The 15,067-nt window shown below is 49.6% G+C and carries 16 protein-coding genes; 13 read left to right on the forward strand and 3 right to left on the reverse strand.

The features are described from left to right. Window positions 1-196: 196 nt before the first annotated feature. Genes HMPREF1863_RS08245 through HMPREF1863_RS08255 form a run of 3 tightly spaced genes read right to left on the reverse strand, consistent with a single transcriptional unit; the run spans window position 197 to window position 3,277 of the window. Entirely contained in the window at window positions 197-2,308 is a 2,112-nt protein-coding gene (locus HMPREF1863_RS08245) for a stalk domain-containing protein (RefSeq protein ID WP_068369916.1), read from the reverse strand. A 24-nt stretch (window positions 2,309-2,332) separates the two neighbouring features. Beyond that, the gene (locus HMPREF1863_RS08250) at window positions 2,333-2,866 is read right to left on the reverse strand and encodes an ImmA/IrrE family metallo-endopeptidase (protein ID WP_068369919.1); all 534 of its coding nucleotides are present in this window, start codon (window positions 2,864-2,866) and stop codon (window positions 2,333-2,335) included. Beyond that, window positions 2,867-3,277, reverse strand: a complete 411-nt coding sequence (locus tag HMPREF1863_RS08255; protein ID WP_068369922.1) for a helix-turn-helix domain-containing protein — start codon at window positions 3,275-3,277, stop codon at window positions 2,867-2,869. Between the two features lie 147 nt (window positions 3,278-3,424). Between HMPREF1863_RS08255 and dinB the strand changes: the two genes are divergently transcribed. The 13 genes from dinB to HMPREF1863_RS08320 all read left to right on the forward strand — a co-directional run bounded on the left by dinB (window position 3,425) and on the right by HMPREF1863_RS08320 (window position 15,066). Further along, window positions 3,425-4,663, forward strand: a complete 1,239-nt coding sequence (gene dinB / locus HMPREF1863_RS08260) for a DNA polymerase IV (RefSeq protein ID WP_068369925.1) — start codon at window positions 3,425-3,427, stop codon at window positions 4,661-4,663. 108 nt (window positions 4,664-4,771) lie between these two features. Next, on the forward strand, window positions 4,772-4,972 hold the full coding sequence (locus HMPREF1863_RS08265) for an AtpZ/AtpI family protein (protein WP_068369928.1): 201 nt from the start codon (window positions 4,772-4,774) through the stop codon (window positions 4,970-4,972). Continuing rightward, entirely contained in the window at window positions 4,969-5,355 is a 387-nt protein-coding gene (locus HMPREF1863_RS08270; protein ID WP_068369931.1) for an ATP synthase subunit I, read from the forward strand. Before HMPREF1863_RS08265 ends, HMPREF1863_RS08270 begins: the two co-directional genes overlap by 4 nt. Beyond that, window positions 5,352-6,077, forward strand: coding sequence for a F0F1 ATP synthase subunit A (gene atpB / locus HMPREF1863_RS08275; protein ID WP_068369934.1), 726 nt, complete (start codon window positions 5,352-5,354; stop codon window positions 6,075-6,077). The genes HMPREF1863_RS08270 and atpB overlap by 4 nt, the downstream gene beginning before the upstream one ends. Window positions 6,078-6,109: 32 nt before the next feature. Next, window positions 6,110-6,367 (forward strand): ATP synthase F0 subunit C, encoded by a 258-nt coding sequence (gene atpE / locus HMPREF1863_RS08280; protein ID WP_068369937.1) that lies wholly within the window; start codon window positions 6,110-6,112, stop codon window positions 6,365-6,367. A gap of 37 nt (window positions 6,368-6,404) precedes the next feature. Then, the gene (gene atpF / locus HMPREF1863_RS08285) at window positions 6,405-6,905 is read left to right on the forward strand and encodes a F0F1 ATP synthase subunit B (RefSeq protein ID WP_068369939.1); all 501 of its coding nucleotides are present in this window, start codon (window positions 6,405-6,407) and stop codon (window positions 6,903-6,905) included. Continuing rightward, a complete protein-coding gene (atpH, locus tag HMPREF1863_RS08290; protein WP_068369942.1) occupies window positions 6,898-7,428 on the forward strand; it encodes an ATP synthase F1 subunit delta in 531 nt (176 codons plus the stop codon). The genes atpF and atpH overlap by 8 nt, the downstream gene beginning before the upstream one ends. Before the next feature lie 11 nt (window positions 7,429-7,439). Continuing rightward, window positions 7,440-8,939 carry a F0F1 ATP synthase subunit alpha gene (gene atpA / locus HMPREF1863_RS08295; protein ID WP_068369945.1) on the forward strand — a complete coding sequence of 500 codons (1,500 nt, stop codon included), beginning with the start codon at window positions 7,440-7,442 and terminating at the stop codon, window positions 8,937-8,939. 11 nt (window positions 8,940-8,950) lie between these two features. Then, entirely contained in the window at window positions 8,951-9,805 is an 855-nt protein-coding gene (atpG, locus tag HMPREF1863_RS08300; RefSeq protein WP_068369947.1) for an ATP synthase F1 subunit gamma, read from the forward strand. A 13-nt stretch (window positions 9,806-9,818) separates the two neighbouring features. Next, window positions 9,819-11,234, forward strand: a complete 1,416-nt coding sequence (gene atpD / locus HMPREF1863_RS08305) for a F0F1 ATP synthase subunit beta (RefSeq protein WP_068369951.1) — start codon at window positions 9,819-9,821, stop codon at window positions 11,232-11,234. Further along, window positions 11,231-11,626 (forward strand): ATP synthase F1 subunit epsilon, encoded by a 396-nt coding sequence (gene atpC, locus HMPREF1863_RS08310; protein WP_068369955.1) that lies wholly within the window; start codon window positions 11,231-11,233, stop codon window positions 11,624-11,626. Before atpD ends, atpC begins: the two co-directional genes overlap by 4 nt. Before the next feature lie 158 nt (window positions 11,627-11,784). Continuing rightward, window positions 11,785-13,344 carry a cardiolipin synthase gene (gene cls, locus HMPREF1863_RS08315; protein ID WP_068369958.1) on the forward strand — a complete coding sequence of 520 codons (1,560 nt, stop codon included), beginning with the start codon at window positions 11,785-11,787 and terminating at the stop codon, window positions 13,342-13,344. A gap of 9 nt (window positions 13,345-13,353) precedes the next feature. Further along, window positions 13,354-15,066, forward strand: a complete 1,713-nt coding sequence (locus HMPREF1863_RS08320) for a DUF4153 domain-containing protein (protein ID WP_068369961.1) — start codon at window positions 13,354-13,356, stop codon at window positions 15,064-15,066. The last annotated feature ends 1 nt before the right edge of the window (window position 15,067 follow it).

Genomic DNA, 15,067 nt, shown 5'->3' on the forward strand with positions numbered 1-15,067 from the left:
ATCGCAACGCCCTATTCCCTCCTCCTAAGATTCGAGAAAAAGATATTTGAAAGAATGCTTTACTTTTTCTAGAAACAATCTTCCGGAAAATCTTTAAGATGAATGGCTTGCATTTGAAAGAAATGATGTTACGAGAATCATTTCTTAAAATCTATTAAAAAATCCATTGAGGTCTTTTCCCCAATGGATTTTCTCTTTATCTCGATTGTTTTTCGTAAATGGAAATGGTGCGATCGCTCTTTCCATAATATACTTCCATACCCAGGTTTTCCGCGACGAAGCGCAGGGGTATGACGGTGCGGTCATCTCGTATGGCGGCGCCCACATCGAGGGGTACGCTCTTTCCGTTGATGTGCGCTTCCTTGCGATCGGTGGGAAGCTCCAGTGTTTTGCCCTTATAGTGGACGATGGCGGTGCGCTCTTCGGGATTCCATTGCACATCGGCGCCGTAGCTTTCCAAGACGAAGCGCAGGGGCACGAGGGTGCGACTGTTTTCGATGACGGGGGTCGTGTCCATGGTCATCTTTCTGCCGGCGACGGTGTAGGCGGTTTTTCCTACGGTCATGGCAAGTTTCGTATAGCCCGGAGAATCGACGAGGTAATAAGCACTTTGATTTCCGAAAGTAGCCTCGATGGCGGCGTAGGCGTGGCCGTCGGGTTTTAGCGTAAAGACGGCGGCGGGGGCGTTTAGCCCTTGGCCTGTCGGTTTTTTCCAACTTTCCGTATCGATGGCGGCCTGTGCGTTTTTCACATTCCAGTTCATTTGGTTGGGGTCGAGCTCGATTAAGCGTCCGTTTTTCGTTTTACCTTTCGGCGCGAGGGTGATGCGATTGCCGTTTCTCGTGGCGGCGAGGTTTAAACTTTTCATGGCCGCAGGGCTTGAAATGGTTACGGGGAGTTGGGCGGTGACGCCGTTTTTCATGGTTAAGACGATGTTGGTCTTACCCATGTTGGGCGAGAGGAAGCGACTGTAAATCCATGCGTTTTTGCCGAAAGCCGTGTCGGTTAGGCTGTAGCCGACGGAGGTAGGTTGTACGGGATGGTAATTGGAATCCCACGCTTTTTTAAGTTTGTACGTAGCAACTTCGCCGAGAACGAGGGAATTGGGCCCTGCGATTTCGCCTCCGGCGACGGCGGTGCGAGGCGCTTTGTTCATGACGCCGATGCCGTTGACGATTCGTCTTTGAGCGGCGTTGCGTTCGGGATGGGCGATGACGGTATTTTTGAAATCGCCGTGGCTTCTCGCCACCATGGTGGTGGATCCGCCACCGTCTAAATTAATGGCCTTGTCGACGCCGAAATAGGATACGGCAGCAGCCCATTCGGCGAGACGCATGCCGCCGGATTTGCGATTGCGTCCTTCCGTTGCGAGAAGGTACACGGTCTTGCCGTCTTTTGAAATGGCGGCGGCACTCCGCGCCCGCACGCCGTCGATGGAATCGGCGTCCATGGTGTAAAGTTTCGGTCGGCCGTTTTCCACGAGGAGGGCGTGGCCGCCGATTAAAAATTTCCAGTTTCTGTTAGGATTGACTCGGTAGTTTAATCGCAGGGTGCTTCCGACGGGAACGTGTTTGCGAATAAAGTCTTTGGCGCGGCCGTTGACCTGCAAAATGTATTTGCCCTTAGGCGTCGCCATGGGAAGGGGGCCATTTAACGACACTTTTTCCACCCGTCCGTTTCCCGCTACGAGGACTTCGCCGCTTCCCTTCAGGCCTCTCGTGCGCGCCGTCCAAAAGTCGTTGTAAAGTTGAATGGCGTCTTTATGAGAGTGAACTTGGGTGTGGTTAATAATGTAATCGGCTTTGTTCAGGCCACTAATGGGGTAGCTGGCGCCGTCACTTGCGTAGGCGCCGCCGGAAAAGGTAAAGGATTCGATGTGGGCTCGTCTGTTTCCGTCGACGCCGAAGCCGTACAGGCCGATGGATTGCAGAGGAGAGGATTGAAGTTTTCCGCCGACGACGGAGGGGCCGAAGGGCGCGCCTTGCTTCGTCATATTAAAGAAGTCGCCGTTAATGGCGGCGTAGGCATCGGTGCGATTGGCCATGTTTAAGACGGTATCTTTTCGCGTGTAGGTGCCGGCGCCTGCCAAAACCTCTAAGGATGCGTAGGGATTATTGAGATTCACTTGAATGACATCGACGATGTGGTTTCTGCCGCCGACGTTTACCCGCATTTCCCGACGAATGACGCCGGGGGAAATTTGAACGCGGCCGTTTTCTTTTATGGCGGCGGCTTCCGCCGGGTGAGCGGATGCCAAAAGGAATAGAACAAGGGCAAAAATAAATACGTAAGGTTTACAATGTTTCAAAACAACACCTCTTTCTTCTGACTGTCATACGTCATGGCGTCCGTCGATTTTTGAGAAGAAGCCGTTGTCCGGAGCTTCTTTAAAACCTAAATCGTAGCCCATGCGCTGCATTTCGTTGAGTTTAAAGATCATCAGATTGACGTCTACGGAAAAGGCCTTTGCCATATCGGGGTAGGAATAGCCCGCTTTCGCCATTTGATAGACCTGTTCTTCGTCTAAAAGATAATGGGCGCAAAAAATATTCGCCTCCAGTTCCCGCTCGTCGGTTAAATGGAAGAGCGTGTACTCCACTAATTCCCCGTCTTTTGCAAAATCGCGATGGAACAGATGATGGCCTAATTCGTGGGCGAAAACCATGCGCTGAATGGCTTCGTCCACTCTGTCGTTATAAAAGACGAAGGGATTTTTTAAAATCACTTTGTACATGCCCAAAAGCCGTGTACTCGTGTCCATGGGAATTAAGATCACGCCCTCTTCTTCGAGGGCCTTTTTAGGATCGGGGCCGTGGCGATTGCGAATGCGCAAAGCCTCTCGGTAAAGACGTTCGTAGCGAGACATTTACACATCGCCCTTTCCGCCCTTAGGGGCGTATTTTTTATTTTCAAGCTTCGCTCGGAAATACGCTTCCTGAATGGCCTCGAACACGGCCTGCTTGTCCTCTTCGTCTAATCGACCGCCGGCAAAAAGGCCGATAACCCCTTCCACCAATTCTTCCGCATCCTTTGCGCCCTTATGGCCGTAGCGTTCCCGCGCGTGAAGCACAAAGGCATCCTCGTCGGTTAATAAATAGGCTTTAGGCACGTTAAAAAGCTCGGCGAGCTTGTCGTAGGTTTCTTCGTAACGGGGGCGAAGGCCGCCGGTTTCATAATTTGAAATGGTCCTCAACGAAACATTCAGGGCGTCGGCCAATGCTTGCTGGGTCATTTTTTGTTCCCTGCGTAGGGATTTTATTTTTTCTCCAAAGGTCATAGTCACCTCAAACACGCAATTCAATTTCGTAAAAATTAAAATAAACCTTGATACACGCAATTAAATTGCGTAAAATAAACGCAAATAAGAATTCTAATTGCGTAAATCATAATTTGAATTGCGCCTTTTGTCAAGAAAGGTTGGCCTATGGAACGGGTAATATTACATTCGGACATGAACAGCTGCTACGCCTCCATCGAGATTCAAAAAAATCCCGCCCTTCGCGGCAAACCCGTGGTGGTTGGGGGACATGAAGAAGATCGCCACGGCATTGTGCTGGCGAAAAGTCAGGAGGCGAAGGCTTACGGCATTCAAACGGCGGAGCCTCTTTGGGAGGCCCATCGAAAATGCCCGAATCTTATTGTCGTGCCTCCTCATTACGACGACTATTTGGATTTTTCCCGTCGGGCGCGGAAAATTTATTACGATTATACCAATCAGGTGGAGCCTTTCGGTCTCGACGAATGTTGGCTCGATGTCACCGGATCCGTCCATCTTTTCGGAAGCGGCGAAACCATCGCCCACACCATTCGGAAGAGGATTAAAAAAGAATTGGGCATTACCGTTTCCATCGGCGTAAGCTTTACAAAGACTTTTGCGAAACTGGGAAGCGACATGAAAAAGCCCGACGCCGTAACGGTGATCCCGAAAGATCAATACCGGAGCATCGTCTATCCGCTTCCCGTGGAAAGCATGATCGGCATCGGACGGAAGACGAAGGAAAAGCTCAATCGTCTGGGTATTATTACCTTGGGAGATTTGGCGCGCACAGAACCTATGCTCCTCGGAAAGCGGCTCGGCGTCGTCGGGGTAAAGCTTTGGCAAAAAGTGTGGGGCTTCGACGACGATCCCGTGGCCGATTACGATTACCGGCCGGAAATTAAAACCGTGGGCAACGGCATCACCTTGCGGGAAGATCTCTTAAACGACGTGGAGGTGCGGCGTATTTTACAAATTCTTTCATTTAAAGTCTCTCGCCGACTTCGGGAATACGGGTTGGAGGCGGAGGGAATCGATTTGCATTTGAAAGATTCCCATTTCGTAGGCTACAGTTTTCAATCCGTCCTTCCCTACGGCGGGCAAACGTCCTTTTTGCTTCGGGACGGCGCCTTCGATTTATACCGCTCCCGTTACGACGGTCGCCTGCCTATTCGTGCCATTACCCTTCGGGCCATTCGCCTCGTGCCGGAAAAACACGCCATTCAAAGGGACATGTTTTCCGATTACGACAAGCAGAAAAAAGAAGAGGCATTGGATAAAGCTCTTCACGGCATCAAAGCCCGTTACGGCGACGGCGCCGTTACCTTCCTCGGGCTTTTAGAAGATACGAAAATGCCGCGCCTCACCACCGACATCGTCACGTTACCCCACGGGTATCAACGTTAGGGGAAGGATTATCTATTGAATAACAGGGAATAAAATAGATTGAATACATTGAATCTATTGTGATACTCCGCTAAAATAGAAGAATAGTGGGATGAAAGGAGGGTGCTCATGAAAAAGTCGCCGTACACGGGTTTGGCCTTGATTACACAAGTAGGACTCAATGTGTTGATTCCTATTTTAGGCTGTATGTTGTTCGGCCTTTGGCTCGAGAAAAAATTCAACAGCCGCGGCATCCTTTTAATCGTCTTTACTTTAATCGGCATCGCCGCCGGCATCGGCAATATTCTTAAACTCGGAAAAAATCTATGAAGGACCGATTTACGAACGAATACATTGCCATCGCCTTCGGCGTCATGCTTTTCGCCTCGGGGATGATGATCTTGCTTATAAAGAACTGGAAACCCTATGTAGGGGGCTGGGTCTTCGGCTGTCTCATCGCCATGGCGATGTTCAAATTAATGTTTTTCACGTTCTCTCGGGCGGTGGAGAAGACGGAAAGAGGTGCGTCAGTTTTTGTCGGCGTGCACTATTTTTTACGTCTCACACTTTACGCCGTCGTCCTCGCCGTTTCGGCGAAGGCGGAGTATTTAAGTTTGGCGACGACTTTCTTCGGTCTGTTGTCCATAAAATACGTGATCTTAATTAGGAACATGTTCGACTATCTTCGCAGTAAGAAAGGAGGGCGCTTTTGAAACGTGGTATTGTCTTCCATGCAGGAGGGCAGGACATCTGGCTCCACGAATCGCTGTTCACGACCTTTGTTATCGTCACAGTGCTTACGATTCTGAGCCTGTATATTCACTCAAAAATCAAAAAAGCCGATATTCACGACAAGCCCACGGGTATTTTGCACATTGTGGAAATCGCCGTCGACGCCATTAACGGCTTGACGACGCAAACCATGGGCGAGCACAATTTAGGCTTTGCGCCTTATATGCTCACCTTGGCCACCTTTTTATTTTGCGCAAACTTATCCGGCCTTTTAGGTTTTGTACCGCCTACGAGCGATTACAATGTCACCTTGGCCCTTGCGCTTATTACCTTTGTCCTGATCCACTTTTTCTCCGTTAAGACGAAGGGAATCGGAGGTTATTTAAAACAATACGCCGAACCCATCGCCATTTTAACGCCGATCAATATTTTAGGGGAGCTCGCCAACCCCATTTCATTGAGCTTCCGTCTGTTCGGCAATATTTTAAGCGGTGTGTTGATTATGGGTTTGGTATACCAAGGTCTGGGTTTGATTTCTCAATTTTTAATCCCCGTCGTCGCATGGCCACTGCACGGTTACTTCGACGTATTCAGCGGATTATTGCAAACATTCATTTTCGTCATGTTGTCGATGACTTATATCAACTCCAATATGGCGGATCCTGAAGAAATTGCCGCACGACAAGCGGCGAAGCGGTCGTAATTATAAATAAAACAGCATAGGGAGGAAACATTATGCAAATCACAAGTGAAGCGTTCATTTTAGGTTGTTCCGCCATTGGCGCGGGCTTAGCAGTTATTGCCGGTATCGGCCCCGGTATCGGTCAAGGTTACGCGGCAGGTCAAGCGGCAGCAGCCGTCGGTCGTCAACCGGAAGCGAAAGGTGACATCGTTCAAACCATGTTGCTCGGTCAAGCCGTCGCCGAAACCACCGGTATTTACGGTTTGGTTATTGCCATTATCTTATTATTTGTAAAACCCTTATTAGGATAAGCTCGGGAAACAGAATCACACGAAAGGAGTTGTCCCTATGGAAATTTTTGTCGTGCCGGATCTATGGAATGTCTTGGCACAATGGGGCGCCACCCTCATCCTGTTTCTCGTCATTCGCCATTTCGTCTATCAACCGATGAACGATTTTTTGGCGAAGCGGCAAGCGTCCATCGCCTCGGAAATCGAAGAGGCGCAAAAAGAACGCGTGGAAGCGGAACGCTTAAAGTCCGATTATGAACAAAAATTGAGAGACGCCAAAGAAGAAGGTGCCGAAATCATCGAAAGATCCCGGGAACGAGGTCGCGAACTTGAAAAGTCCGCTTCGGAAGAAGCGCAGACCCGTGCAACGGCCATGATCGAAAAGGCCAAGGCCGATATCGAACGGGAAAAGGCGAAGGCGCGCCAAGATGTGCAAAATGAAACATCGGATCTCGCCGTCATGATCGCTGAAAAACTCTTAAACGACACCATCGATGAAAAGCATAACGACGAACTGATCAATGGCTTGATCCAAGATTTGGAGAAGCGCCATGTTTGATGAAGCGATTACCAAATACAGTGTCGCCCTCTATGAAGTGGCATTGGAACAAGATGATTTTATGCTCGACGATTTGGATACGATTCGCACAGCCTATGAAAATAGCGATTTACGACTCGCCCTTATGCATCCGCGAATTTCCAACGAAAGAAAGCGCGAAATCATCGAAGGTATTTTCGCAAAAGATATTCCGGCGACCCTTTTAAACTTTCTCTACGTCCTTTCGGACAACAGGAGAAGCCATCTCGTCGCCGATATTTTAAATGCCTATGAAGATCTTTGTTACGAGGAGAGAAACATCGAGCGCATCCTCGTCTTAACGCCTTTTGAACTTACAGAAGACAAACTCCGCGCCATTGGAGATGCCTATAAAGGCGCCAGAGGCGGAGAAGTGGAAGTGCGTCAGAGAATCGATAAAAGCCTAATCGGCGGGGTGAAACTCGTCACCGATCACGGCGTCATCGACCGCTCGATTCATAGACAGCTTAACGATCTTAAGCGAACCCTTAAACACAATGCATAGAGAGGTGAGATATGAATCTGAGATCAAAAGAGATCAGCTCCGTGATTCGGGAGCAGATCAAGAATTATAATGTAGATTTGGTCATGGAAGATGTGGGCACCGTCATCGAAGTCGGCGACGGCATCGCCCGTATTTTCGGACTGCAAAACGCAAAGGCCGGCGAACTCATCGAATTCCCCGGAGGAATCTACGGCATGGTGCAAAACCTTGAAGTAGGCAATGTGGGCGTCGTCTTATTAGGTGATGCCGACATTAAAGAAGGGGATGAAGTTAAAGCTACGGGTAAAGTAGTACAAGTTCCCGTCGGCGAAGGCCTTTTAGGGCGGGTCGTCAACGCTTTGGGCGCGCCTATCGACGGCAAAGGGGATTACCCTTACGACAAGACCATGCCCATCGAAAAGATCGCCCCCGGCGTCATTACGAGAGAATCGGTGAACGTGCCCCTTCAAACGGGAACCAAAGCCATCGACGCTTTATTCCCCATCGGTCGGGGTCAACGGGAGTTGATTATCGGCGACCGCCAAACAGGTAAAACGGCCATCGCCATCGACGCCATTATCAATCAAAAAGATACCGACGTCATTTGTATTTACGTGGCCATCGGTCAAAAGACGTCGACGGTGGCGCAAATCGTCGACACATTAGAACAACACGACGCCATGGATCACACCATCGTCGTAGCGGCGACGGCGGCGGAACTTTCGCCTATTCAATACATCGCCCCCTACGCCGGCGTTACCATGGCGGAAGAATTTATGGCACAGGGTAAAGACGTGCTCATCGTCTACGACGATTTATCCAAACACGCCGTAGCCTACAGAACCATGAGTCTTCTTTTACGTCGTCCGCCGGGACGTGAAGCTTTCCCCGGCGACGTATTCTATCTGCATTCGAGATTACTCGAGCGTGCAGCGCGCATGAGCAAGGAATACGGCGGCGGATCCATTACGGCCCTGCCCATTATCGAGACACAGGCAGGGGACATTTCCGCCTATATTCCCACCAACGTCATCTCCATTACCGACGGGCAAATCTTCCTGGAAACGGATATGTTCTTTGCAGGGCAACGCCCGGCCATTAACACCGGCCTTTCCGTATCCCGTGTCGGCGGCGCGGCACAAACAAAAGCCATTAAGAAAATTTCCAGTTCGATGAAATTGGATTTGGCACAGTACCGCGACCTGGCATCCTTCGCCCAATTCGGCTCGGAGCTCGATAAAGAAACCCGCCGCACATTGGCTCAAGGGGAACGGATGATGCGCGTCTTGCGTCAACCTCAATACCAACCGATGAAGCTCGAACATCAAGTGCTCGTGCTGTACGCGGTGACCAAAGGTTATATGCTCGATGTGGACGTGGAAAAAGTTTCCGAATTTGAAAAAGATTATATCCTCTTTGTGGAAAACAACTATCACCACATCGTGGAACAATTGGAAAAAGAAAAAGACTTAACGCCGGAGATTGAAGAGGCCATTAAGGAAAGTCTCGTCGAATTTAAGAAGACGAAATAGGAGGTTTTCCAATGGCATCTACGAGAGAGATCAAGCGGCGTATACGCGGAATTAATAATATTTTACAGATAACGAAAGCCATGGAAATGGTATCGACGGCGAAACTCCGCCGCGCGCGGGTTCGCCTCGAAAGGACAAGACCTTATTTTCAAACCGTGGTAGACGATATCCAAAACATTCTCGCCATCGTAGGCGACGGCCATCCCCTGCTTAAAAAGCGGGACGAAAAAACGGCACTTTACATCGTCATTACATCGGACAAAGGTTTGGCAGGGGGATACAATGCCAATATTCAACGCTTGGCTGAAAAAACCATGGCAGACGCCCCCTCGGATTCTAAACTGATGGTCGTAGGTACGAAGGCGCGAGATTATTTTGAACGCAGAGATTATGATATTGTAGGCGCCTATATAGGATTGAGCGACGAGCCCACCTATAACGACGCACGGAGCTTGGCTTTACAAGCCGTGGAACTTTACAGAAGCGGCGAAGTGGATTCCATACGCATGATCTACACGGAATTTGAATCGACGATCAGCTATAAGCCGAAAGTATTGCAACTTCTCCCTTCGGAGGATTTAAAAGCCAAAGAAGGGCCCGTTACAAAGAGCAGCATCGAATTTGAACCGTCTCCCGAATCCGTATTGGATTACCTGATTCCCATGTATGTGGAAACGGCCATCTTCGGCGCCCTCATTGAAGCGGCGGCATCGGAACAAGGTTCCCGTCGAATGTCCATGGAAAACGCGTCGGACAATGCCAACGATATGATCGATGATCTTGAAACGAACTATAACCGCGCAAGACAAGCTGCGATTACCAGTGAAATCACCGAAATCGTCTCAGCTGCGGACGCAGTACAATAGGAAGAAGGTCTGTATGCAAGAGAATATAGGAAAAATCTGCCAGGTCATCGGACCGGTGGTAGATATTGAATTTGACCCGGAACGCTTACCGAGTCTTTTAAACGCCATTACCATCCAAAATGGCGACGAACAACTTACGGTGGAAGTGGCTCAGCATATCGGCGACGATGTGGTGCGCTGCATCGCCCTCGGCGCTACCGACGGTTTGAGAAGGGGCATGGAAGCCCTGGATACCGGCGGCGCCATTACCGTTCCCGTAGGAAAAGCGACCCTCGGGAGAATGTTTAATGTTTTAGGCGAGCCCATCGACAGCAAACCCGTTCCTTCCGATGCGGAACACATGCCCATTCACAGAAAAGCTCCGGCATTTGACGAGCAGGACACGGGCAATGAAGTGTACGAAACGGGGATTAAAGTTATCGACCTTTTATGCCCCTACGCTAAGGGCGGAAAGATCGGCCTCTTCGGCGGCGCCGGCGTCGGCAAAACCGTATTGATTCAAGAGCTTATTCACAACATCGCTCAAGAACACGGCGGCATTTCCGTCTTTACAGGGGTCGGGGAACGTACCCGTGAAGGGAACGACCTTTATTACGAAATGATCGAATCCGGCGTTATCGACAAGACCGCCCTCGTGTTCGGTCAAATGAACGAGCCGCCGGGAAGCCGTATGCGCGTCGCCTTGACGGGTCTTACCATGGCGGAATATTTTAGAGACGAAGCGGGGCAAGACGTGCTCCTCTTTATCGACAACATTTACCGCTTTACTCAAGCGGGCAGTGAGGTATCGGCCCTTCTCGGCCGCATGCCCTCGGCGGTAGGCTATCAGCCCACCCTTGCCACGGAAATGGGCGCCTTGCAAGAGCGCATTACCTCGACGAAGAAGGGATCCATCACATCGGTACAAGCGGTTTACGTCCCTGCCGACGACTTAACCGACCCGGCACCGGCCACGACCTTTAACCACTTGGATGCCACTACCGTCTTGTCTCGTGACATTGCGAGTATGGGTATTTACCCGGCGGTAGACCCCTTGGATTCCACCAGCCGTATTTTAGACCCGAACGTCGTCGGGGAAGAACATTATCAAACGGCGCGACGCGTACAGGAAGTATTGCAAGAATACAAAGATCTTCAAGATATTATCGCCGTATTGGGTCTTGAAGAACTTTCCGAAGAACAACGGACCACCGTCGCCCGCGCTCGTAAAATTCAACGTTTCCTTTCCCAACCCTTTAGCGTCGCCAGCCAGTTTACAGGCATCGACGGCAAGTACGTGCCCATCGGCGACACGGTACGGGGCTTTAAGGAAATTTTAGACGGCGTTCATGACGACATTCCCGAATCCGCCTTCTTATTCGCCGGCTCCATCGACGAAGTGTTGGAAAAAGCGAAGAAGTTGGAAAGTGAAGAAGGAGCGAAGGCATGATCGATTTACGCCTCGTAACACCCTATGCGGACGGTTTCGAGCAACAAGTCGATAAAATTATCGTCCGCGGCATTATGGGGGATATGATGCTTATGAAAGGCACCGCTCCCATCGTCACGCCTTTGGCTTACGATGCCGTTCGTATTTTCGAAAACGGCCAAGAGAAAAAAGCCGTCGTTCACGGCGGCTACGTTTCCATGCAAAACGATGTCTGCACCATTGCCACCACCGCTTTCGAGTGGACCGACGATATCGATAGGGAACGGGCCGAAGCGGCAAAGAAGCGAGCAGAGGAAGAATTAAAAGCGACGGAAAGCAAGGAGAGAATAAAAGAAGCACAACTCGCCCTTTACCGTGCGCTGGCTCGCTTGCGACACGGAAGACGTCGCTAAAGAAAGAACACGTTTACGCGTGTTCTTTTTTTGTGCCGCAAGCTGCAATTTTTAACGGAGCGCCCAAACACAATCCGTAGCATGATACAATAAAGGGCGATAGAAGTAGTAGGATAGTCCCTAATATTTTGAGGGCTTAGATTAGCCAGGAGGTCAACATGAAACACACACGCTTTTATATAAAAAATTCCCTAGTGAGCATATTGGCGCGCATGATCGTCTACGGCGTTTTATTTTTCGTGCAATTTGCCATTATATTATTTGTCAGTCGCTTTTTCAGCGAACATCGGGAAGTGCTCCAGGCGGGCATTTTTGTTCTGGATCTTTTCGTCGGTTTACATATTGTAAACGACAGACGAAACGACCCGGTGTACAAAGTTGCCTTTCTCTTTACGATTATCGTCTTGCCGGTGTTCGGCGCCTTTCTTTACATAGGGAGCAAATGGGATGTGTTCCGCCTATGGTTTTCGGAAAAATTCGAGTTTACCAAAAAGAGCAACATCAGCTATTTCAGACAAGACCCGGAAGTCATGGAAGAAACGCGCATGGAAGATCCCCTCTTTTACAACACGGCGCGGTTTTTATGGAATGAAGAAGATTACCCGGTGTATCGCAATGGGGAATGTGACTATTTTCCCTTAGGGGAAGACTATTGGCATCGCATGCTCGACGAGTTGAAAAAAGCCAAGCGCTTTATCTTTATGGAATACTTCATTATCGAGCAGGGCAAAATGTGGGACGACATTTTGGAAATTTTAAAGGAAAAGGCGGATAGCGGCGTGGAAGTGCGTTTAATGTACGACGGCACCACGGCCCTTACGAAGGTTCCCTTTACGTACCATAAAGAGATGGAAAAACTGGGTATTAAGACAAAAATTTTCAAGCCCATTCTCCCTCTATTGAGTTTGTATCAAAACCACAGGGATCACCGAAAGATCCTCGTCATCGACAATCAGGTCGCCTTTACCGGCGGCGTGAATTTAGCCGACGAATACATTAACGAGCGGGAGCTTTACGGCCATTGGAAAGATACGGGGGTCGCCCTATACGGATCGGCGGTGCGCTCCTTTACCAATATGTTTCTCTCCATGTGGGGCGTGTCGGAAAACATGCCGGAAAACTTCGAGCCCTATTTGATTCCCGCGGAATACGAATACCGCGGACGCCACACGGGCTACGTCGTGCCCTTCGGCGACGATCCCTACGGTGTGAACCGCGTTGGGAAAGAAGTTTATAACGACATCGTCAATCAGGCGACGAAATATTTGCATATTACCACGCCCTATTTGATTTTAGACGACGAGACCAAGAGCGATATTATTCACTTGGCCCACACCGGGGTGGATGTGAAGATCCTCACCCCCCATATCCCCGATAAAAAAATGGTGTTCCTCGTGACTCGGAGCTATTATAAAGATTTGATCGACAACGGCGTCAAAATTTACGAGTACACCCCCGGCTTTATCCATGCGAAAAACGTAGTGTCCGACGGAACGAAAGCTGTCGTGGGAACGATTAACTGTGATTACCGCTCCCTCTTTTTACACTTCGAATGCGGCGCGTACTTTTACGACAAAGACATGGCGGCGAAAGTGGAAGAAGATTTTCGAGATACCCTCGAGGTATCCACTCTCTTTACCCGGGAAATGTGCAATGATTTTACCATTTGGCAGCGGGCCGCAGGCCGCGTGTTGCGCGTGTTGGCGCCCATGATGTAGGAGGATGTTATGAACAGGCGATTTAACGAATTGACTTTTCGTGCGAAAAGTGCCCTTCGCCACTATCCCTTCAGCTTTGTTTTTGCCCTCTTGGCCTGTGTTTTTCAGTGCTATTGGTTCAAGACCGGTACGGTCAAGACTATTTTTGGTCAGCAACCTCTTCTTTTAAGCGGCTTGGCCATTTTAGGCTTTTTTATCAGCCTGTCGGCCACGCTTTTTGCAGATTCGCAAAGAGAAACTGAGAATAGAAAATGGAAACTCTTCGGCGGTTTATTTACCGCAGTCACCCTTTTGGCGTGCTATATTCGACTGGCGGAGCTTCAAACAATCGGCACCGCCATCTATTTATCGTGGCAATTCCTGCTTCTTCTGGCAGCGGTGGGGCTCACGGTCTTTTTTGCGGGAGTGATTCATCAGGAGCGGGATTTCAGAGTCCACGTTATCACCATGGCGGTGAATATTTTAATCAGTTACCTTTACGCCTTCGTGGTATTTTTAGGGATCAGTCTCTTACTCGCAGGCGCCGATCTTCTCTTCGGCCTCGTCGTTTTTTCAGATGCACTATTCTATGTGGTAAGTGTGTGTTTCCTGCCCCTGATGGCTCTATTCTTCTTGGCGCGCATCGGTGACGGAAACAAAGAAAAACACAAAGGCGTCCTTTCCCTCGTGGACAATGTGTTTGGAAATATTCTCGTGCCGGTCTTGTCGGCCTACGTCGCCCTTCTCTACCTTTACATCGTCAAGATCATCGCCCTTCGGGAACTGCCGACGACGAGTGTGGTTCATTTAATTCTCTGGCCCCTGGCCCTCGGCGTACTCGTGCTCTTTGTCGTCGATCACGATAGGGAACACACGGCGATTTACTATTTCAGAAAATACATGCCGCCGGCATCAATTCCCCTTTTGGCACTTATGTATTACGCATGGTTTCTGCGGGTGAGCCAATATGGCATGACGGAAAGCCGCTACATGGTCTTCTCCATAGGGCTATGGCTTACTTTCGCCATGATTCACTTTATGGTGGAGAAGCGGGAGATGCATATGGTACTCCCCATGACGTTGACGTTGATTTTTCTCGCTGCCGTCTTTGGCGGACCCATCGGGGCGCAAAGTGTCTCCTTCCGCTCTCAAAAGGGGAGGCTCGAAGATCTTCTCCTTGAAAACCGCATGCTCAAGGGCGGTAAGATCGTAGAGCCGGATAAGATTTCAAAGGCGGATCGTATGGAGATTCAAAACATCGTAGATTATCTGCGATTGAACCACGACGTCTCTGGAATTTCTTATTTTCAAGGGGCGAGTGAAGACGTTATAGATAACGTATTGGACGAGGCCGTAGATTCGGAGGATTTAAGTTTAAATTTCGGTGAGGACCACAGCTTCCACATTAAGGGATACGACCGAATGTACATGGTGGAAACCTATGACGATGAGGAAATCGCCAGGGAAGGCCTTCGCATCCGTCGCCATAAAGGCATTGTAGATATTCTCTGCCCGGGAAGTGAGGATCCCGTTCTTTCGGTAGATCTCCGCGATCTTCGGGAAAAGATTCATATTCTAAAGAGAGAAAAAGAAACCGTGGCTCCGGAGGATTTGGCCCTTACCGGAGAAAACAGTCGCTACCGCTGCAAAGTGTATTTCGATAAAACCGCATTTATCTCACACGAGGGCACGGTACCATCCGGCGACGGCGTGAGCATGTTAATTTTGCTCGAGAAGAAATAAG

Source organism: Aedoeadaptatus coxii (assembly GCF_001553115.1).
GTDB lineage: Bacteria > Bacillota > Clostridia > Tissierellales > Peptoniphilaceae > Aedoeadaptatus > Aedoeadaptatus coxii.